At 69.8% G+C, this 18,795-nt stretch carries 13 protein-coding genes and 11 pseudogenes; 9 read left to right on the top strand and 15 right to left on the bottom strand.

Features of this window, described 5'->3' with window-relative positions:
• Nucleotides 1-60: 60 nt before the first annotated feature.
• Nucleotides 61-615 (bottom strand): type 1 glutamine amidotransferase domain-containing protein, encoded by a 555-nt coding sequence (locus UG55_RS15255; protein ID WP_066068879.1) that lies wholly within the window; start codon nt 613-615, stop codon nt 61-63.
• A gap of 267 nt (nt 616-882) precedes the next feature.
• Between UG55_RS15255 and UG55_RS15250 the strand changes: the two genes are divergently transcribed.
• Nucleotides 883-1,948 (top strand): NAD-dependent epimerase/dehydratase family protein (locus tag UG55_RS15250; RefSeq protein ID WP_396230918.1); only part of this gene is annotated, 1,066 nt, incomplete at its 5' end.
• Between the two features lie 5 nt (nt 1,949-1,953).
• Here the strand turns inward: UG55_RS15250 and UG55_RS15245 are convergent.
• The 4 genes and pseudogenes from UG55_RS15245 to UG55_RS15230 form a co-directional block, all read right to left on the bottom strand.
• A pseudogene (locus UG55_RS15245) lies at nt 1,954-3,537 on the bottom strand (protein kinase); the annotation flags it as partial.
• 245 nt (nt 3,538-3,782) lie between these two features.
• Complete coding sequence (locus tag UG55_RS15240) at nt 3,783-5,411, bottom strand: GGDEF domain-containing protein (protein WP_066068876.1); 1,629 nt, start codon at nt 5,409-5,411, stop codon at nt 3,783-3,785.
• Nucleotides 5,412-5,975: 564 nt separating this feature from the next.
• Nucleotides 5,976-6,194 (bottom strand): hypothetical protein, encoded by a 219-nt coding sequence (locus tag UG55_RS15235; RefSeq protein WP_066068873.1) that lies wholly within the window; start codon nt 6,192-6,194, stop codon nt 5,976-5,978.
• A 162-nt stretch (nt 6,195-6,356) separates the two neighbouring features.
• Nucleotides 6,357-7,093: SDR family NAD(P)-dependent oxidoreductase (locus UG55_RS15230; protein WP_242424474.1), on the bottom strand; the 737-nt coding region annotated here is incomplete at its 3' end.
• A gap of 232 nt (nt 7,094-7,325) precedes the next feature.
• On the opposite strand from UG55_RS15230, the gene UG55_RS15225 reads away from it, so the two are divergent.
• The 4 genes and pseudogenes from UG55_RS15225 (at nt 7,326) to UG55_RS15215 (ending at nt 9,888) form a co-directional block, all read left to right on the top strand.
• Nucleotides 7,326-7,952: a peroxiredoxin gene (locus UG55_RS15225; RefSeq protein ID WP_066068868.1), complete on the top strand. Its 627-nt coding sequence runs from the start codon at nt 7,326-7,328 to the stop codon at nt 7,950-7,952.
• A gap of 126 nt (nt 7,953-8,078) precedes the next feature.
• Nucleotides 8,079-8,680 (top strand): annotated as a pseudogene (locus tag UG55_RS15220) (response regulator transcription factor); the annotation flags it as partial.
• A 1-nt stretch (nt 8,681) separates the two neighbouring features.
• A pseudogene (locus UG55_RS37465) lies at nt 8,682-8,774 on the top strand (response regulator transcription factor); the annotation flags it as partial.
• Nucleotides 8,767-9,888, top strand: coding sequence for a HAMP domain-containing sensor histidine kinase (locus UG55_RS15215; protein WP_066068863.1), 1,122 nt, complete (start codon nt 8,767-8,769; stop codon nt 9,886-9,888). The pseudogene UG55_RS37465 and the gene UG55_RS15215, both read left to right, overlap by 8 nt.
• A gap of 101 nt (nt 9,889-9,989) precedes the next feature.
• Here the strand turns inward: UG55_RS15215 and vanX are convergent, their stop codons facing one another.
• Genes vanX through UG55_RS15200 form a run of 3 tightly spaced genes read right to left on the bottom strand, consistent with a single transcriptional unit; the run spans nt 9,990 to nt 12,623 of the window.
• A complete protein-coding gene (gene vanX / locus UG55_RS15210; RefSeq protein WP_066068860.1) occupies nt 9,990-10,625 on the bottom strand; it encodes a D-Ala-D-Ala dipeptidase VanX in 636 nt (211 codons plus the stop codon).
• On the bottom strand, nt 10,622-11,662 hold the full coding sequence (vanA, locus tag UG55_RS15205) for a D-alanine--(R)-lactate ligase (protein WP_066068857.1): 1,041 nt from the start codon (nt 11,660-11,662) through the stop codon (nt 10,622-10,624). Before vanA ends, vanX begins: the two co-directional genes overlap by 4 nt.
• Complete coding sequence (locus tag UG55_RS15200) at nt 11,655-12,623, bottom strand: D-isomer specific 2-hydroxyacid dehydrogenase family protein (protein ID WP_066069102.1); 969 nt, start codon at nt 12,621-12,623, stop codon at nt 11,655-11,657. Before UG55_RS15200 ends, vanA begins: the two co-directional genes overlap by 8 nt.
• Before the next feature lie 533 nt (nt 12,624-13,156).
• Here UG55_RS15200 and UG55_RS37460 point away from each other — a divergent pair.
• The 4 genes and pseudogenes from UG55_RS37460 to UG55_RS37445 all read left to right on the top strand — a co-directional run.
• Nucleotides 13,157-13,316 (top strand): annotated as a pseudogene (locus tag UG55_RS37460) (catalase); the annotation flags it as partial.
• A 1-nt stretch (nt 13,317) separates the two neighbouring features.
• Nucleotides 13,318-13,492, top strand: a pseudogene (locus UG55_RS37455) (catalase); the annotation flags it as partial.
• Between the two features lies 1 nt (nt 13,493).
• A pseudogene (locus UG55_RS37450) lies at nt 13,494-13,715 on the top strand (catalase); the annotation flags it as partial.
• A gap of 1 nt (nt 13,716) precedes the next feature.
• The coding region (locus tag UG55_RS37445) for a catalase (RefSeq protein ID WP_242424469.1) at nt 13,717-14,680 on the top strand (964 nt) is incomplete at its 5' end.
• A gap of 228 nt (nt 14,681-14,908) precedes the next feature.
• Here UG55_RS37445 and UG55_RS37440 read toward each other — a convergent pair.
• The 7 genes and pseudogenes from UG55_RS37440 to UG55_RS37425 form a co-directional block, all read right to left on the bottom strand.
• Nucleotides 14,909-15,034: pseudogene (locus UG55_RS37440) on the bottom strand (hypothetical protein); the annotation flags it as partial.
• 1 nt (nt 15,035) lies between these two features.
• Nucleotides 15,036-15,358, bottom strand: a 323-nt coding sequence (locus UG55_RS15190; protein WP_242424468.1) for an MSMEG_6728 family protein, incomplete at its 3' end; no start/stop codon positions are given.
• A gap of 144 nt (nt 15,359-15,502) precedes the next feature.
• The gene (locus tag UG55_RS15185) at nt 15,503-16,381 is read right to left on the bottom strand and encodes a neutral zinc metallopeptidase (protein ID WP_066068852.1); all 879 of its coding nucleotides are present in this window, start codon (nt 16,379-16,381) and stop codon (nt 15,503-15,505) included.
• A 130-nt stretch (nt 16,382-16,511) separates the two neighbouring features.
• Nucleotides 16,512-17,145, bottom strand: a pseudogene (locus UG55_RS15180) (SDR family oxidoreductase); the annotation flags it as partial.
• A 9-nt stretch (nt 17,146-17,154) separates the two neighbouring features.
• Nucleotides 17,155-17,327 (bottom strand): annotated as a pseudogene (locus UG55_RS37435) (SDR family mycofactocin-dependent oxidoreductase); the annotation flags it as partial.
• A 47-nt stretch (nt 17,328-17,374) separates the two neighbouring features.
• Nucleotides 17,375-17,915 (bottom strand): annotated as a pseudogene (locus UG55_RS37430) (cytochrome P450); the annotation flags it as partial.
• Between the two features lies 1 nt (nt 17,916).
• Nucleotides 17,917-18,568 (bottom strand): annotated as a pseudogene (locus tag UG55_RS37425) (cytochrome P450); the annotation flags it as partial.
• Nucleotides 18,569-18,795 lie beyond the last annotated feature (227 nt).

Here is an 18,795-nt window from a genome sequence, read left to right as displayed (position 1 = left end):
CTACCGCGATGATCCTGTCATGCCCGGGAGCGCCGTTTCGCCGATGCCGGGTACGGCCGGTCAGGGCACCCGGGGCCGGGCGAAATGTTCCACGATCGCCCGGCAGAAGGCCGCCAGGTCGGCGGGAGATCGACTGGTGACGAACTGTCCGTCGACGACGACCTCCTCGTCGACGACCTCGGCCCCGGCATTGCGCAGGTCGGTGCGGATGCTCGGCCACGAGGTGATCCTCCGCCCGCGGACGACATCCGCCTCGACCAGCATCCAGGGACCGTGGCAGATCGCCGCCACCGGCTTGCCGGCAGCGGTGAACGCGCTGACGAAGGCGACCGCGTCGCGGTTCAGCCGCAGGCTGTCCGGATTGAGCGTGCCGCCCGGCAGGAGCAACGCGTCGTAGTCGTCGACTGCCACGTCGGCGACCAGCCTGTCCACCGGGATGGTCCCCGCGGGAACGCTGTCGAACTGCCGGGCCTGGATCTCGCCGGGGTGGATGGAGATGACCTCGGTGCTCGCGCCGGCGCCGAGGAGGGCACCGCGCGGCTGGTCGAGTTCGACGCGCTCCACTCCGTCCGCGGCCAGAATCGCGATCTTCCGGTTTTCCAGGCTGTGCGTCACAGTGCCACCTCCGCAGGACGGGTTCGAGTTCCGCCCTGAACGTGCGCGCCGCCCGCGCGCCGCAAACCCGCTCCCGGTGCTCCCGGCCCTCCCGGGGCTCCCGGCGGCGGACGAACCCGTCGATTGAGGGCGTGACCTGTGATAACTCTCATCTCCGGCAGGTTTGTCGGTACGTCTCCCCGCGGGGGGTGCCCAGCCGTGGCCACAGGGCCGCCGGCGAGTGGTCCGGCGAACACCGTCAGCAGAGGGAGAGTGGGCACCGGTGGNTGATGTACAGCTGGTGATGGGCGCGAGTGGATACCTCGGGTCACACGTCACGCGGCAGCTGGTTGAGCGCGGCGACGACGTCCGGGTGTGGCTTCGCCCCTCCAGCTCGACCCGGGCCATCGACGACCTGCGGGTCACGCAGCACCGCGGCGAGCTGGCCGACGCCGGCGCGCTGCGGGAGGCGATGAGCGGCGTCGACACGGTGTACTACTGCATCGTCGACACGCGAGCCTGGCTGCGCGACCCGGCTCCGCTGTTCGCGACGAACGTCGAGGGCCTGCGGCACGCGCTTGACGCGGCGGTCGAGACCGGCGTGCGGCGGTTCGTCTTCTGCAGCACCGTGGGCACGATCGGCCTCGCGGACGGCGGTGGGCCGGCGAACGAGGAGATCCCCAACAACTGGCTGCACCTGGGCGGGCCGTACATCCAGGCCCGGGTCGCCGCGGAGGACCTCGTCCTGAGCTACTGCCGCGAGCGTGATCTGCCCGCGGTCGTCATGTGCGTGTCGACGACCTATGGTGCGCCCGACCACGGCTCCCCGCACGGGGTCATGATCGCCGAGGCGGCGCGCGGCCGGCTGCCGTTCTACTTCGCCAACGCGTCCATGGAGGTGGTCGGCATTCAGGACGCCGCCCGCGCGTTCCTGCTGGCCGCGGAGAAGGGCCGGGTCGGCGAGCGGTACATCGTCAGTGAGCGCTTCATGCCCTGGAAGGAACTGGTGACCATCGCGGCCGAGGCCGGCGGCGCCCGGCCGCCCCGCATCGGCATGCCGATCGGGTTGATGAAGCTGATCGGCCGCGCCGGGGATGTGGCCGGCCGGGTGCTGCGCCGTGACGTCGTCATGACGAGTGTCAGCGCGCGGCTCATGCACTTCATGCCGCCGCTCGACCACAGCAAGGCCACGCGGGAGCTCGGCTGGGAACCGTCCCCGACCCCGGACGCCGTCCGCGCCGCGGCGAAGTTCTACCTCGAGCAGCAGCCCGCCAAGGCGGCGAAGCCGGCCAAGGGCGAGAAGGCGCCCAAGGGGGACAAGCCCGCGAAGGGAGAGAAGCCGAAGGCGGCCTGACGTCCTTACTCGGCCGGGACGCGGATGCCGCAGGGGGGCTCCGCGAGGTAGACCTGATCCGGTCCGCCCGCCTGCAGCGTGACCTCGCCGGCGCCGCCGGCCGTGGCGGTCGCGAAGTCGAGCAGCCGCCCGTCGGACATCGCGTGCAGCGAGAGCTCGCAGTCCTCGGCGTCGCCGAAGTCGACCACGGCCACCCGGACGGTCCCCGTGGTCCGGAACACCTCGGTGTCGCCCGAGTACGCCGGATGCGCGAACGGCAGGGCCGCGTCGCCGTTCGTGGGCAGGCCCGCCACCGTGCACCCCGCCGCGCTGACATCGAAGCGGAACTCGCCGGTCCGATAGACCTGGTACTCCTTCGCGCCGTAGAGCTCGCTGAGCGTCTCGTTCTCGCCGGTGGCGGTGTCCGAGACGACGACCGTGCAGCCGCTGCCGTCCTCGGTCTGGTTGTCGACGCTCAGCCGCCACGGTTCGGCGGAGCTGAACGTGCCGGTGGCGGCGGCTCCGCCTTCCGACGAGGAGGAGCCCGATCCGTCGTCACGTGCGGCGAGGACGACGGCGGTGACGGTGGCCGCGACGGCCACCACGGCCGCCGTGGCCAGGAAACCCAAGGTCCGCCGCCGGGGCCGTCGCGCGCGAGCTGATCCGCCGGTGGGGGCCGCCCCCGACTCCGCCGCCGGCGGCCGCGCACCCCCCGGCGTCGCCGCAGACGTCGCCGCAGACGTCGCCGCAGACGTCGCTGCCGACGTCGCGGTCACGGTGGCGGACCAGGGGGGCGTCGGCGGTAGGGCGGCGGAGGCACCGAGGCGACGGGTGGAGTGGTTGGTGTCATCGGCGGGCAGCGGGCCCCCGAGCGCGGTGAGCAGGTCAACCGCGGTGGGCCGGTCGGCGGGTTCGCGGGCCAGCGCGCTCGTGACCAGCCCGTGCAGCGGGGGCGCCAGCTGATCGAGGTCGACCGCGGGCTCGGCGAGCAGCACCCGCTGCAGCACGGCCGGCGCCGGCCCGGTGCCGAACGGGGCCTCGCCGGTGGCGGCGAAGCACATCAGCGCGCCCCAGGCGAACACGTCCGCGCCGGGCGTCGCCTCCTGCCCGGCGACCTGCTCGGGGGAGTGCCAGCCCGGTGTGCCGACGAACTGGCCACTGACGGTCAACGCGGCGGCGTCGGCCGCGGCCGCGATCCCGAAGTCGATGACCTTCGGCCCGGCCGGCGTCCACAGCACGTTCGAGGGCTTGAGGTCGCGGTGGATCAGGCCGGTCCCGTGAATGGACACCAGCGCCTCCGCGAGGCCGGTGGCCAGGACGATCTGCTCGTCCGGCCCCAGCCTGCCGCCCGCGCGCACCTGCACGGCCAGGTTGGGCGCGTCCACGAACTCGGTGGCCAACCACGGCCGGTCGGCGTCGAGCTCGAAGTCGACGAGCCGGACCGTGCGGGAACCACCGACCCGGAAACACGCCTGCACCTCCCGCTGGAACCGGCGGCGGAAGTCGGGGTCGTCGGCGAGCTCCTCGCGGACGAGTTTGACGGCAACCCTGCCGAACGGTCCTTCGGCGAGGTAGACCACGCCCATTCCGCCGCTGCCGAGGCGACCGAGNACGCGGTGGCGCCCCAGCACGGTCGGCTCTCCTGGCCGCGGTGGCTGGACCCGCGTGTCGCTGGTGTCCACGGTTCCTGCGATCCCCCTGATGCCGGGCCGCTCCACGGTCCGCGCACCGAGAACACTGCCGATGTTCCGCCATTCCCGCAAGTCCCGTCGTCACCGCAGAAGCGCGGACGGGGAGCGCAACCACGGAAACGCCGCGCCGTACGGAAACTCTCGGTACGGAAACGGCGCCCGGGTCAACTCGCGACGACGCGGTTGCGGCCGGCGCTCTTGGCCGCGTAGAGCGCGCGGTCGGCGCGGTCGAGCAGGTCGCCGAGCGCCTCGTCGTCGGCGGTCTGGAGGGCCGCGCCGACACTGACGGTCACGTGGAGCGGTCCCCGGGCTGTCCTGAGATCCGTCCGCGCGACCGCTCGGCGGATCCGCTCGGCGAGATCGAGCGCGTCCGCCCCGGCGACCACGGCGATCTCCTCTCCGCCGATACGCCCGACGAGGTCCCCGCCGCGCAGGGCGGACCGGATGGCGGCGGCGACCGCGATCAGCACCCGGTCACCGGTGGCGTGCCCGAACGCGTCGTTGACCTGCTTGAAGCGGTCGATGTCGGCCATCAGCACGGCCATCGGCCGGCCGTCCCGCTGAGCTCGGGTGAACCGCTCCCGCGCCAGTTCCATGAAGCGACGCCGGTTGGGCAGCCCGGTCAGCGCGTCGCTGGCCGCCTGCCTCCTGATCTCCTCGAAGCGGGAGGCGTTGTCGCAGGCGGTGGCGATCTCGGTGAGCAGATCGCGGGTCTCCGCCTCCAGGCTCGCCCCCAGGGTGGCCACGACGACGCACCGGCCCGGCTGGAGAGCGGTGGGAGCGGTCCGCTCGGACGAACCGGCGGCCTCCGGTTGCGGGGGTGGTCCCGGCCTGCTCGGCGCGATGGCCGCCACAAGTTTCGTGCCCGCCGGTCCCAGCCTCCCGGGGAGCATCCACAACCGCCCGGCGGACGACCCGCGCGGGGCCTGCCCGCCGGTCGACCGGGCGCCGGCGGCGTGCAGCAGTGACTCGGTGACCTCGGCCGCCACAGATGCACCGAGTGCGTCGGCGGGGACGTCTCCCCAGGTGCCGACCACCCGCAGCGCTCCCGACTCCTGACTGCGCAGCACCCACGCCGCCTCGATCGGGAGCATCTGGGCGGCCACACTCATCACCTGGCTCAGCAGGTTGCGCAGGTCGGTGGTCGCGGCGAGCAACGCGGCCCGGTGGAGCCGTCTTCGCAGGGCGTGCCGGCGCCGTTCCGCCAGCATCAGCGCCCGTAAGGCCGTCGGGTCGTCGGAGCAGGACGAGATCGCCAGACCCGCTCGGTCGGCGATCATCAGCTCCCGCTCGGTCTGCGCGGCCACCGAGGAGGCCATCGCCAGCAGCAGCGGGCTCGAGTCCCGCGCCGGGCAGGTGAAATTGACCACGCCGACGACCTCGTCCGAATCCGGGCCGCGGACCGGCGCCGCGCCGCAGGAATACGATTTCCCGCCCGCGGCGTAGTGCTCTCCGCCGTCGATCAGAATCGGGTGCTCGATTGCCAGGGCAGTTCCGATCCCGTTCGTCCCCATGGAAATCTCCGAGAAGTCGAACCCGGGGGTGATCGGGCCGCTGTCCATCAGCTGCCGTTCGAAGGAACGCTCGCCACACGAATGGGAAAGCAGCAGTCCGTTCCTGTCCGCCAGCATTCCGACGACGGCGATTCCACTCATCCGGTCGACGGCGGACCGCAGCACGGGCTGAGCCACCCGCGTCAACGGGCAGTCCGAATCGACCTCCACGTAGCGTGCCTCGGGGAAATCCGCCGGCACGGCGAACCCGCGGGCGCGCTCCCAGGCTCGCTCGATCACGGCGCGAAGAGTGCCGGAGGTCCCGCGGAGCGTCTCCGCCTCGGACGGCGGGGTAGGCGGCGCCTCACGAGCCGGTCGCCCGCCTGGGCTCGTTTCTCTGAGTGGTCGCCGGAATGCCATGACGCCGCCTGCCGGTCTGTGGTCGTTCTCCGTTGGCCTCACGGATTGTGTGGCCGCTTGTGTGGCCGCGGAACATCACCCCGCCGGTTGGGTCGGTTCCGGTCGGGTCGGCGCCCCGATCGCCGCCGGCTGATCAGTACTCTCTGATCGATTCCCGCTGACCGATTTCTCTTGGTAGGGGCTCTTGGTCGCGAGGGCTGTTGATCGTGAACGCTGGGATCGAGCCGGCCGGTCGATGCCCGGCTGGATCAGTTCCGCGGCATGATAGTCACGCTAGCACGGATATCGGACCGGGCAACCTCGCAAATCCGCCATGAAGTAGAAATCCACCATGAAGTAGGTTTCCGGATTCTGCGGCCGGTCTCCACCCGGTTGGTGACCACCGTGCGCGCGGTTCGCGAGCTGGGCTCGGCCTGCCGGCTGAGTGGTCCGCCTGTCGGCTCGCTATCTGAGGCTCGCCCGGCGGCAGCGGGTGGTCGCCGCTTCGATGTCCGCGATCCAGTGGCGTCGGGCGGCTCGCGCGCGGGCCTGGCGCTCGGTCGGCGAGAGCCGGCGGAACGGGTCGATCTCGTGCACCCACCACTCGAAGTCGGCCGGGTCGGCGTCGGTTCGCGTCGGGGTGCGGGAGGTGTCCGCGTGGGCGATGTCTGAGCGAGTGCTCATGCCGCTGCTCCACTCTGGAAGGCGCTGACCTACCGTCATCCTAGCCAAATCGGACTAGTCCTCACAGGTCGCACCCCCCGATGTCGGGCAAAACACNCTTGGGCCTGGTTTCGGGTGGTTCAGAGCGCGGAGCCGCCCGTGACGTCGATGGTCTGGCCGGTNATCCAGCGGGAGTCCGGCGACGCCACGAACGCCACCACGTCCGCGACGTCCCGAGGCTCGCCCACCCGGCCGAAGACGGAGAGGGCGGCGGCCTGTGCCCGCACCTGCTCGCTGCCGCCCAGCCAGGCGGCGTTCACGTCGGTGTCGATGATGCCGGGGTTCACCGAGTTCACCGTGATGCCGCGCTGGCCGAGCTCCTTGGCCAGCGCGAGACTGAAGACGTCGAGGGCACCCTTGGTCATCGCATAGGCGATGATCTCCGGCGTCGCGATGCGGGTGACGCCGGAGGAGATGTTGATGATCCGGCCGCCGTCACGCAGCCGCCCCAGCGCCTGCTGCACGATGAAGAACGGCGCCTGCACGTTGACGGCGAGCAGCCGGTCGAACTCCGCCGGGGTGACCTCCCGGATGTCCCCCGACCGGCCGATGCCCGCGTTGTTGACGATGACATCGACCCCGGCGGGGACGTCCATCGCCGCCAGCCCCGCGTCGAAGGCGGCCCACAGCGCCGCCGCCAGCGCCGCCGCGTCGCCGGGAACGCCCAGCTCGGCGCGGAGCGGGAACGCGTGCCCGCCGGCGGCGGTGATCGCTGCCACGGTCCGCTCCGCGGCGGCGGCATCGGTGCCGAAGTGCACGGCGACCAGCGCACCGTCCGCGGCCAGCCGCAGCGCCACCGCCCGCCCGATGCCGCGGCTGGCCCCGGTGACGAGCGCGGTCCTGCCATCCAGTGCACCCATGACGGGGATCGGCGTACCCGCGGCGGCCGGTCCGCACTCGGGAGAGCCGGCGCTCGCCACCGCGACCGGGCCCGGACCTCGCCGCCGGGACGGGGCCGGGAGATGGGCGTGATGTTGATCGTTTCGCGAGAACCGCAGTACGCGGCCTCGTCTCGGGTAGTTTTTGGCCTACTGTCACGCCTCGGGNCGTGGCAGCGGTTCAGTCTCTGCCAACGACGAAGGGGACGCATCAATGGGCCTCCGGCTGGGCGACATCGCGCCCGACTTCAGCGCCACGACCACCGATGGCGAGATCACCTTCCACGAGTGGAAGCAGGGTTCCTGGGCGGTGCTGTTCAGCCACCCGGCCGACTTCACCCCTGTGTGCACCACCGAGCTCGGCCGCACCGCCGCGCTGCGCGGCGCGTTCGACGAGCGCAACACCAAGGCGATCGCGCTGTCCGTCGACTCGGTCGACGACCACCGCGGCTGGGCTCCCGACATCGGCGAGGTGGGCGGTACCGCGCTCAACTTCCCGATCATCGCGGACCCGGAGCGCAAGGTCGCCGAGCTCTACGACATGATCCACCCCGGCGAGGGTGACACCTCGACCGTGCGCTCGGTGTTCATCATCGACCCGAGCAACAAGATCCGTCTCACGCTCACCTACCCCAAGTCGGTGGGCCGCAACTTCGACGAGATCATCCGGATCATCGACGCGCTGCAGGCAACCGACGCGAACCCGATCGCCACCCCGGCCGACTGGAAGCCCGGCCAGCGTGTGATCGTCTCCCCGGCGCTGTCGACCGAGGACGCCAAGGGCAAGCTCAGCAACGTCGAGGAGGTCAAGCCCTACCTCCGGTACGCCGACGCTCCCTGACCGATCCGGTCTGACCGCGTCCTGCCCAGGCGCCGGCCCCGGTACCGTCCCCCAGGACGGGCCGCGGGCCGGCGCCTCGGTCTTTCGGTATGCGGACGATATACGCCTGCTCATAGCATCGAGCGCGTGCGTGTGTTGGTCGTCGAGGACGAGCCCTATATGGCCGAGGCAATCCGCGATGGGCTGCGCCTGGCGGCGATTGCGGCCGACATCGCCGGTGACGGTGACGCCGCCCTGGAGCTTCTGCACAGCAACACCTACGACGTCGCCGTACTCGACCGGGATATTCCCGGGCCTTCCGGTGACGAGGTCGCCGAAAGTATTGTCGCGGCCGGCAGCGGTATGCCGATCCTGATGCTCACCGCTGCCGACCGGCTCGACGACAAGGCCTCCGGCTTCGAGCTCGGTGCCGACGACTACCTCACCAAGCCGTTCGAACTGCGAGAGCTCGTGCTCAGGCTCCGAGCGCTCGACCGCAGGCGCGGGCACATCAGGCCGCCTGTTCGGGAGATCGCGGGCCTGCGGCTGGATCCGTTTCGCCGCGAGGTCTTCCGGGATGGTCGATATGTCGCGTTGACCAGGAAGCAGTTCGCCGTGCTCGAAGTACTCGTCGCAGCCGAAGGCGGTGTCATCAGCACCGAGGAACTGCTGGAACGAGCGTGGGACGCGAATGCCGACCCGTTCACCAACGCCGTGCGCATCACGGTCTCGGCGCTGCGCAGACGCCTNGGCGAACCCTGGATCATCGCGACCGTGCCGGGCGTCGGGTACCGCATCGACACAGCACCCGGCACCGGGCGGGTGGGCGGGCACCGTGGATAGGGCGCCCGGTCCGAGTGTCCGCCTCAAACTCACGCTGAGCTACGCCGGCCTCCTCATGGTCGCGGGTGTTCTGTTGCTCGCGGTCGTGTGGGTGTTCCTGCTGCGTTACGTACCCGAGACGATCTTCATAGCGCCGCCCGAAACGGGGGCGCGGCCCGGCCGCTCGCTGTTCGTACCCAACCGCTCCGACCTGCTGCGGGCCTTCGCCCCGAAGGTGACCGCAGTGCTGCTGTTCCTGCTGCTGTTCAGCCTGCTGGGGGGATGGATCCTCGCCGGGAGCATGCTCGCGCCCCTGACCCGCATCACCCAGGCGACCCGCCTGGCCGCGAACGGATCGCTCTCCCACCGGATCCAGATGGAAGGGCGCGGTGACGAGTTCCGTGAACTCGCCGACGCCTTCGACACCATGCTGGCCCGGCTCGAGGCACACGACGCCGAGCAGCGGAGATTCGCGGCCAACGCCTCCCACGAACTGCGCACTCCACTGGCGATCACGCAGACCCTGCTCGACGTGGCCCGCAGCGATCCGGGCCACGGCAATGGAGAGCTTGTGGAGCGCCTCCGGCTGGTCAACACCCGAGCGATCGACCTCACCGAAGCACTGCTTCTGCTCAGCCGGGCGAACCAGCGATCCTTCGCCCGAGAACGCGTCGACCTGTCCCTCGCGGCGGAAGAGGCGACCGAAACAATGCTGCCGCTCGCGGAAAAACATGGCGTCACCATCGAGACCTCCGGGGACGTGGCCGTTTCCGTCGGCTCACATGCGCTCCTGCTGCAGATGACCATGAACCTCGTGCACAATGCGATCGTCCACAATCTGCCCGAACGGGGCGCCGTGTGGGTGACGACCGGCGTTCGCTCGAGGGTGGTTGTGCTCGCTGTCGAGAACACCGGTCAGAAGCTCCCCCCGCAAATGGCTGCCACGCTTGTCGAGCCGTTTCAACGCGGCACTGGACGCACCCACACCGACCAGGCGGGTGTCGGTCTCGGCCTGGCCATCGTCAAGAGCATCGCCGAGGCGCACGACGGAACCCTCACCCTCACACCCCGGGATGGCGGCGGGCTCCGCGTCGCGGTGCAGCTACCCGCCGCGCCACCGGACACCGGCAGATAACCGATCAGTGGAGCTCACGTCACTCGGCATGGGATGCCGACGCAGCGCGCCGGTGAAGGTCATCGCGGGCTCGACGTGCCCCGCCGAATGGCCGCCGGCAGCTACTTTCCGGCCGCTGGTTTGCCCGACGACTCGATGGGAAAATCGAAATACGTGTCCGGGTAGGGTTCGTCGGACAGTGTGTAGTGCCACCACTCGTGCTCGTACCGAGAGAAACCGCAGGCCTCCATGACGGAGCACAGGTGTCGTCGGCCTCTCGCGTGGAGCGGCTTGATTCCTTCGGCTCCATGGTGTGAGACCGGATCCAGCAGATCGTGGCGGCCCCCCATGGGGACAAGTTCACCGGTGGCCAGGTGATAGAGCGTGAGGTCGACGGTGCTGCCCCGGCTGTGGCCCGACCTGGCGGCCACATACCCCTTCTCGAACAGTTCGCGCCGGCCGACACGCGGATAGTGCCGCGGCTTCGTCCGACCGTCCTCCGGCAGTTCTGACCACCGCAGGAAGCAGTCCACGGCGCGCTGTGGGCGATACCCGTCCCAGAGAAGCAGGCCGAACCCCAGGGAGACGGCCTTCTCCTGCGCGTCCGCCAGGGCCGCGCACAGGGCCCTCGTGCCGACGATCCGATTCGCCGCGTAGCCGTCGACGGGTCTGCCGGTGAAGTTGTCCCAGGTCGCGTACTTGGCATCCCAGCGTATCCCGGGCAGAAGTTCGTCCACGAAGGCGAAGTCCTCGTTCATCGGGCTTCCTCCGCCAGTGCCGACGACATGATCCGGTCGAGCACCTCGGCGAGCGGCAGCCCGGCGGCCGCCATCATCCTCGGGTAGCGGCTGTACGAGGTCAGGCCGGGCAGTGTGTTGACCTCGTTGAGGACGACTGTTCCATCTTCCTTCAGGAACATGTCCACCCGCGACAGCCCCCTGCACCCCAGAGCGCGGTAGACTGCCCTCGCGGTTTCCAGGACGCGGGCCCGTGACGCTGCCGAGATATCGGCGGGAACGACTGGTGTGGAGTTTTCCGAGCCGCGTTCGGGATCGCTTTCCTGGTGGATCCGGAAGAAGCCGTGCGACAGCGCGACCCGATCCACCTCGCCGGCGATCAGCTCCGGATCGTTCCCCAGCAGGGCACATCCGACCTCGCTGCCGATGACGGCCTCTTCGATCAGCACCCTGGAGTCGTACTTCCTGGCGGTCTCGACCGCGGCCATGAGTTCTTCCTTGCGACCCACCCGGCTGACGCCGAAGGACGACCCCGAGCGGGCCGGTTTAACGAAGACGGGGTAGGTGAGCCGCTCGGCATCCACCATCTCGTCCGCCGTGACGGACCAGAAGTTCGGCGTTTCGATTCCCGCGGCCCGGGCGACGGTGTAGGCGAGGGACTTGTCCATGCACAGGGCGGAACTCTGGACGTCGCAGCCGACGTAGGGGATGCCGGAAAGCTCCAACAGGCCCTGCAGCGCACCGTCCTCGCCGGTCCTGCCGTGCAGCACGGGGAGCACGAGGTCCAGCCTGATCTCTGCGTAGTTCCCCTGTTCCAGGACAAGTAGTCCGTGGACGCTTCTGTCCGGTGACAGCACGGCCCGCCGGCTGCCGCGGCCCTCCCAGCCCGCGGCCGGGCCCGTACAGAGCTTCCACCCGCCGCACCTCGTGATCCCGATCCAGAACGGCTCGAATTTCGCGGTGTCGAGGTTTTTCGCGACCTCCTGTGCGGACCTGACGGAGACGGGGTGTTCTTCGGAGCAGCCGCCGAAGACGACGCCCACCTTCAACCTAGCCACGCCGCCCTCCCGCCGCGAAGTTCAGGCAATTGATGAGACCGTTCTCGACGGTGTCGCGCAGGGCGCGTTCCGTGTAATAGGCGGTGTGCGGACTGACAAGTGCGTTCGGCAGTTGCTGTAGTCGCGACAGCAGTTCGTTCTCAATGGGCTGGTGTCTGTGGTCGGTGTAGAACACTCCCTCCTCGCCCTCGAGGACGTCCAGCGCCGCGCCGCCGAGGCGCCCGCTCTCCAGCGCCGTGACAAGGGCCTCGGTATCAAGGAGTGAACCGCGCCCGGTGTTGACGACGAACGCGCCGTGTTTCATTCGCGCGATACGTTCGCGATTCAGGAGGTGGTATGTGTCCGCGTTGAGTGGTGTATGGAGCGTGATGACGTCGCTCATCCGCAGCAAGGGGTCGAGTGGAACGTGGTCGGCGGTGGCCCCCGGGCGGCTGTCATGGGCCAGCACCCGGCAGCCGAAAGCTCGCAGTCTGGCCATGACCGCCGTGCCGATGCGTCCGGTACCGACCACCCCGATGGTCAGGTCGCGCAGTTCCTTCCCAGCGACCTCACCCAGTCTGTAGTCGTGGCTGGCGGCGCGGAGGACGACGGACTTCGCGTTGCGGACCGCCATCAGTATCAGCATCACCGCGTAGTCGGCGACGCTGTCCGGTGAATAGGAGACATTGCCGACGGTGATGCCGACACTCGCCGCGTACCCGATATCGACATGGTTGCATCCGATGCTTCTTGTGGAGATGTACTCCACGCCGGCCCCGCTGAGGGCGAGAAGGGTGGAGTCGGTGACCCGGCTCCGGTGGCTGACGCTGATGCATCGGTTTCCGAAAACCAGGTGGATGTTGGCTTCGGAAACCGCCTCCCCGGTGATTACTGGGACTACTCCAAAGCGGGGCGCCGTTTCCCGGAACAAAGCTGCTTCGTGCCGGCTGCATCCGTAAGCTGTGATTCCGGTGGTCGGGATGGTCGAGGAGGGCGACGAAGCCGGCGCTCGGGCGGGGGCGACCGCTGTTCGGGCTGGTTCGCTGTAGCTCATGCCGCCAGTCAAGGGAACGTGGTGTTGCCTGCCCGTATGAGGTTTTCGATACGCCGACGATAGGTGGCCGGCAACGTCCCCGGAACCCGCGGGTTCTGCGCACGCGGGACGGCCCGCTCTCCGGGCACAGGTGCGCCGCGGGCCGTGGCCGACCGGATCCGGGTTGGGGTGTGTGTGGCGGCGGAGTGCGGGTAGGGGGCTGGAGCGGCACGATCCGCGGTTCCGTCTGATCTGCGTCGGTGCAGGTCGCGGTCCTGGCTGCCGACGCGGAGGGCGTCGGCGGGTGGGGACCGGCCGGCCTTGTACGGCACGGGGGCGGCGGGACCGCGGGTCTGCCGGACGGACGGATCGCCGGAGAGGGCCGCCGGGCAGGGGGGCGGTGCGGCCGGGGAGTCGGGTGGGCAAGCGGGCGGTGAACTCAACCCGAGAAGCGCAGATCGCAGCAGGATGAGGAGCGTGTGGTGACCACACAGGAGCGTCGTCCGACCACTACCGACGCGGGTATCCCTGTCAGCAGTGATGAGCATTCGCTGAGCGTCGGCCCGGATGGCCCGTTGCTGCTTCAGGATCATTATCTGATCGAGCAGATGGCGAACTTCAACCGGGAGCGCATCCCGGAGCNCCAGCCGCACGCGAAGGGCGGCGGCGCTTTCGGGACGTTCGAGGTGACCCGGGACGTCAGTGCCTTCACCCGGGCGGCGGTGTTCCAGCCCGGGGCGAGCACCGAAGTGCTGATCCGGTTCTCGACCGTGGCGGGGGAGCGCGGCAGCCCGGACACCTGGCGTGACCCGCGCGGGNTCGCGGTGAAGTTCTACACGTCGGAGGGAAATCTGGACATAGTAGGCAACAACACGCCGGTGTTCTTCGTCAGGGATCCGATGAAGTTCCAGCACTTCATCCGGTCGCAGAAGCGCCGGTCGGACAACAACCTGCGTGACCACGACATGCAGTGGGACTTCTGGACGCTTTCTCCCGAATCTGCCCACCAGGTGACCTGGCTGATGGGTGACCGCGGCATCCNGCGGACCTGGCGGCACATGAACGGCTACTCGAGCCACACCTACATGTGGATCAACGCGGCGGGCGAGCGGTTCTGGGTGAAGTACCACTTCAAGACCGATCAGGGGATCGAGTTCTTCACGCAGGACGAGGCCGACCAGATGGCCGCGATCGACACCGACTACCATCAGCGTGACCTGTATGAGCACATCCGGGACGGTGAGTTCCCGAGCTGGACGCTCAAGATGCAGATCATGCCGTTCGACGAGGCGAAGTCCTACCGTTTCAACCCCTTCGACCTGACCAAGGTGTGGCCGCACGGGGACTACCCGTTGCAGGAGGTGGGTCGCCTCACGCTGAACCGCAACATCTCGGATTACCACACCGAGATGGAGCAGGCCGCGTTCGAACCGAACAACCTCGTCGCGGGCACCGGACTGTCGCCGGACAAGATGCTGCTGGCCCGCGGGTTCAGCTACTCCGACGCGCACCGTGCCCGGCTCGGGGTGAACTACAAGCAGATCCCGGTGAACTCGGCGAAGGTGCCCGTCCACAGCTATTCCAAGGACGGGGCGATGCGGGTCCAGAACGTCTCGGACCCGGTGTACGCGCCGAACTCCTATGGCGGCCCGGCGGCCCAGCCGGAGCTGACCGACGACGGCGGGCGCTGGTACGCCGACGGCGAGATGGTCCGGACCGCCTACACACGGCGCCCTGAGGACGACGACTGGGGCCAGGCGGGCACCATGGTCCGCGAGGTTCTCGACGACGCGGCCCGCGCGAGGCTGGCCGACAACATCATCGGCCACCTGCTCAACGGGGTGAGCGAGCCGGTGCTGGTGCGGGCGTTCGAGTACTGGCGCAATGTCGACAAGGACCTCGGCAACCACATCGAGGAGGGTGTGCGCGCCAAGCAGTCCGAACTCGATCCGAAGGCGAAGAAGCAGGCGAACCCGGCTCGCTCCAGCGCCCAGGCGAAGGCCTGAGAGCCTGACGATCGGCTCCCGGCCGTGCACGCTCCCGCTGCGTGAGCAGACTGCGTGCGCGGCCGCGGCCGACGTGCGGGGCTCGGTCAGGCCGAGTCCCGCAGCGTCAGCCCCGTTCTCTCGCGCCGCGTGGAGCGCCTGACCGAAAGAGAACGTGACGTGGTGGTCGCGGTCGCACGGGGGGCCAGTAATGAACCTCCGCATTCGAGGCGATGGCGGCCGCGGTGGTCAAACCGGCCAGAAGTATGGCTGGGCGGGGTCTGCGTCGCTGAACAGCTGGCCGTAGAACTCGGGATCCTTGCGCAGCAGCGCGGACCGGTGGCTTCGGTGCAGGCGTTCGTCGCCGAGCCAGTCNGGCAGATCCCCCTGATCCGCCAGCGCCTGTTGGGAGCGGGGCGGAGCCAGCCCCGCCCGGGCGAGGTCGGCGGTGATGGTGGCCGCGCAGGTGTCGGCGCGGCCCCCAGCCGTCCACGCGGCACAGATCACGAGACCGTAGGCGGCGACCGCGCGCGGGTGCCCCGCCCACATGCGCACGGCCGGATGGTGCTGCCAGCCGTAACCGGCGTAGGTCAGAGCACGCAGGATCTGCAGTGCCTCGACCCGTTGCTTGCCGAGGCGGCGCTCGTCGAGGACCGCCGCCGTCGCGGCGAAGTCCGGGTAGGGCAGAAAGGTCTGCATCAGCTTCCCGGCCCGTCAGCCGTGGACCAGAGACGGTCCGTGGCCGCCGACGGGCAGCGCGTCACCCCCACAGGTTGCGGTACCCGGCCGCGCGGCGCCTGTCACCGGATCGTTGTCCCCGGCCCTCCCGGAGGACCGTGCGGATCAGGCCGGGACGGTGCCGCAGGAACCCGCCGTGGCCCCCTGGTAGCCCGTCAGGAAGGACGCCCGCCGCTGCGCCGCGGACCCGTGGGTCCAGGACTCCGGGTCGACCTCGACGCCCGCGCCGGCCTGGATACGGTCGTCACCGACCGCCTCGGCCGCACCGAGTGCCTCGTCCAGGTCGGCCTCGGTGATCGTCACGTTGCCGCCGCGGTTCGCCAGGGTGCTCCACACCCCGGCGTAGCAGTCCGCCTGCAGCTCGAGCTGCACCGACAGCTCGTTCTCCCGCGCCGGATCCGCCTGCTGCGCGTCCCGCGTCCGCTGCTCGGTACCGGTGATCGTCTGCAGATGGTGGCCGACCTCGTGCGCCACGATGTACGCCTGCGCGTAACGGCCCTGCGCGCCGTACTGCTCCTGCAGCTGCCGCAGGAAGCCCAGATCGATGTAGACGCGCTCGTCCGGCGGGCAGTAGAAGGGCCCGACCTGCGCGGACGCCGTGCCGCAGCCGGTGGAGACGGCGTCGTCGAAGTAGACGAGGGTGGGCAGCTGGTAGCTCTGGCCGGTCTGCTGGAACTGGGCCGCCCAGACCTCGTTGACCTCGTTGAAAACCTTGAGGACGAAGCAGTCGTCATACTCGTCGAGTGCGCCTGCCGTGGCGCAGCGCGCGGCGATGTCGCCGGCCGGCAGCGCGCCCCGCCCCGTGCCGACGTCGGTTCCGGCCGGGTCGCCGCTCCCGCCACCGAGGAGTGCCACCAGCAGATACACGAGCACGCCGACGAGACCGGCCCCGCCACCACCGATCGCCAGGCCGCGGCCGGCTCTCCGCCCCCCACGCCGGTCCTCCAGCTGGGACGTGTCGACCGGCGAGTCGTCGAACCGCATCGGGCGTTGCCTGCCTCTCGGTGGCCGTTCTGTACCGGGCGCACCGAGTATGTCCGCAATCCGATGCGGTTGAACATCGGCGTGGGCGGGCGGGGGCGAGCGCCGCGCGCCGCCCCCTGCCCGCGTTGGGCTACCGCTTGTTCAGCAGACCGGCGTCCACGGGGACGACCGTGCCGGTGACGTAGCGGGCGTCGTCCGACACCAGCCAGGCGATGGCGTTGGAGATGTCCTCCGGCTCCACCAGGTCGACGGGCATGGCGTTGGTGAGCGCGTTGGCGAGCTGCGGGGCCCGCTCCAGGATCTCGGCGAGGTTCCCGTCGCCGGCCATCGGCGTGCGGACCGCGGTCGGGGCGACGCTGTTCACCCGGATGTTGAACGGCGCGAGGAAGTTCGCCCACGACCGCATCAGGCCGATGACGCCGTGCTTGGCGGCGGTGTAGCCGAGGAAGCCCGCGGTGGGGATTCCGACGCCGACCAGACCGCCGGTGGAGCTGGTCAGCACGATCGCGCCGCCCTTGCCCTGCTGGATCAGCTGCGGGATCGCGACACGGCCGGTGTTCCACACGCCGGTGAGGTTGACGGCGACGACGTCCTCCCACTGCTCCTCGTCCGTCGCCACACCGCCGGCGCCGATCCCGGCGTTGGCGAGCACGATCTCGACCGGGCCCAGCTCCGCGGTACCGGCCTGGAAGGCCTCCTCCAGCGCGGCGTAGTCCCGGACGTCGGCCTGCCGGGCGACGATCCGCCGGCCGAGCGACTCGACCNCCTTGGCNGTCTGCTCCAGGTCCTCGATGGTGGGCATCGGGTACGCGACCGACCGCACCGGACCACACAGGTCCACGGCGATGATGTCGGCCCCATCCTGGGCCAGCCGGAGCGCGTGGCTGCGGCCCTGGCCGCGGGCGGCTCCGGTGATGAAGGCGACCTTGCCGTCAAGCTTTCCCATGGTGCTCTCTCCTGGCTCGGGCTGGATGGTTCCGGTAGGTGGGCTGGTCAGGCGACGGCGACGGGAAGGGTTTCCCAGCCGCGCATCGTCGAGGTCGAGGAAAGGGCGACGTGATCCCAGTCGACGTCCCAGCGGGGGTAGCGCTTCAGGAACTCCTCAAGGGCCACTCGGGCCTCAAGGCGGGCCAGCGCGGCGCCCATGCAGTAATGGGTGCCGAGGCCGAAGGTCCGCAGCTGGCTGATTCTGCGGTGGATGTCGAACCGCTCGGGCTCGGGCCAGCATTTCTCGTCGCGGTTCGCGGAGGCGACGAGGAGCATCATCGCGCTGCCGGCCGGCACGGTCTGGCCGTGCAGCTCGACGTCGGTCGTGACGTACCGGGCCAGCGCGTGGCCGGTGGGCTCGAACCGCAGCGTCTCCTCGATGGTGTTCGGGATCAGCCCGGGGTCGGCCACCACCTCGTCCCGCTGGTCGGGGTACTGGGCGAGCAGCGCGGCCAGCCAGCCGATCAGCCGGGCGGTGGTCTCGTTGCCGGCGCCGGCGAGGACGGTGACGTACGTGAGGATTTCCTGGCGGGTCAGTGTGCGGGTCNCCCCGAGGGTGTCCTCGAACTCGGCGCGGAGCAGCTCGGTCATCAGGTCGTCCGACGGGTGGTCGGCCCGCCAGTCGATGTACTCGGCGAACAGGTCCGTGTCCATGAGCGCCCGGCTGGAGACCTGCATCTGCTGCCCCGGCTCGGTGCGTAACTTCGCGTCGGCGCGTTCCCGGATCGTCGGCTGGTCCGACTCGGGGATGCCGAGCAGCATCCCGATCACGCGCATCGGCACCTCGTTCGCGAACTCCGTCATGAGATCGAAGCTGTCGATGCCGGCGAGCTGGTCGAGGCAGCGGACGCAGAGATCCCGGACCTGCTGCTCCAGCGAGGAGATCCGCCGGGGTGTGAACACCCGGGAGAGGAGCGCGCGGTGGATGTCGTGGGCCGGCGGGTCCTCCATGAGTAACGTGCCCGGCGGGATTTCGATGTTCGCCTTGATGATCTCCAGGATGGGGCCGCGGGCCGAGGAGAAGGTCTTCCAGTCGGTGAGGGCGCGATCGATATCCCCGTGGTGACTCAGCGTGTAGAAGTCATGCGGTTCGTTGTAGTAGAGCGGTGCTTCGGCGCGGAGCCGCTGGTACGTCGGGTAGGGGTCCGCGGCGATGTCGCGGTCGAACGGATCCCAGTAGACCGGACCGTTGTGACTCAAGCGGAGAGCCCCCTTCGACTGGCCCCGCGCACCGCCGGCCTCACCGGGCGGTACGCACGAAATTTTAACAGTCGTTCTAACTTCGTGGGTCGCCGATGTCAACAAGTCCGCGTGGCGGGGAGGTTCGGTCCACGGAACCGGCTCCGGGTTACGGGCGGCCGGGTGACGGTCCGGGGGCGATCGGGTGACGGAGCTGGTGCGGAGTGGACGTCGGGTGGACGTGGGGT

It is taken from the genome of Frankia sp. EI5c, from assembly GCF_001636565.1.
Classification (GTDB): Bacteria; Actinomycetota; Actinomycetes; order Frankiales; family Frankiaceae; genus Parafrankia.
The sequence above is the reverse complement of the archived record's forward strand: the minus strand, read 5'-3'. Positions and strand labels throughout refer to the sequence as shown.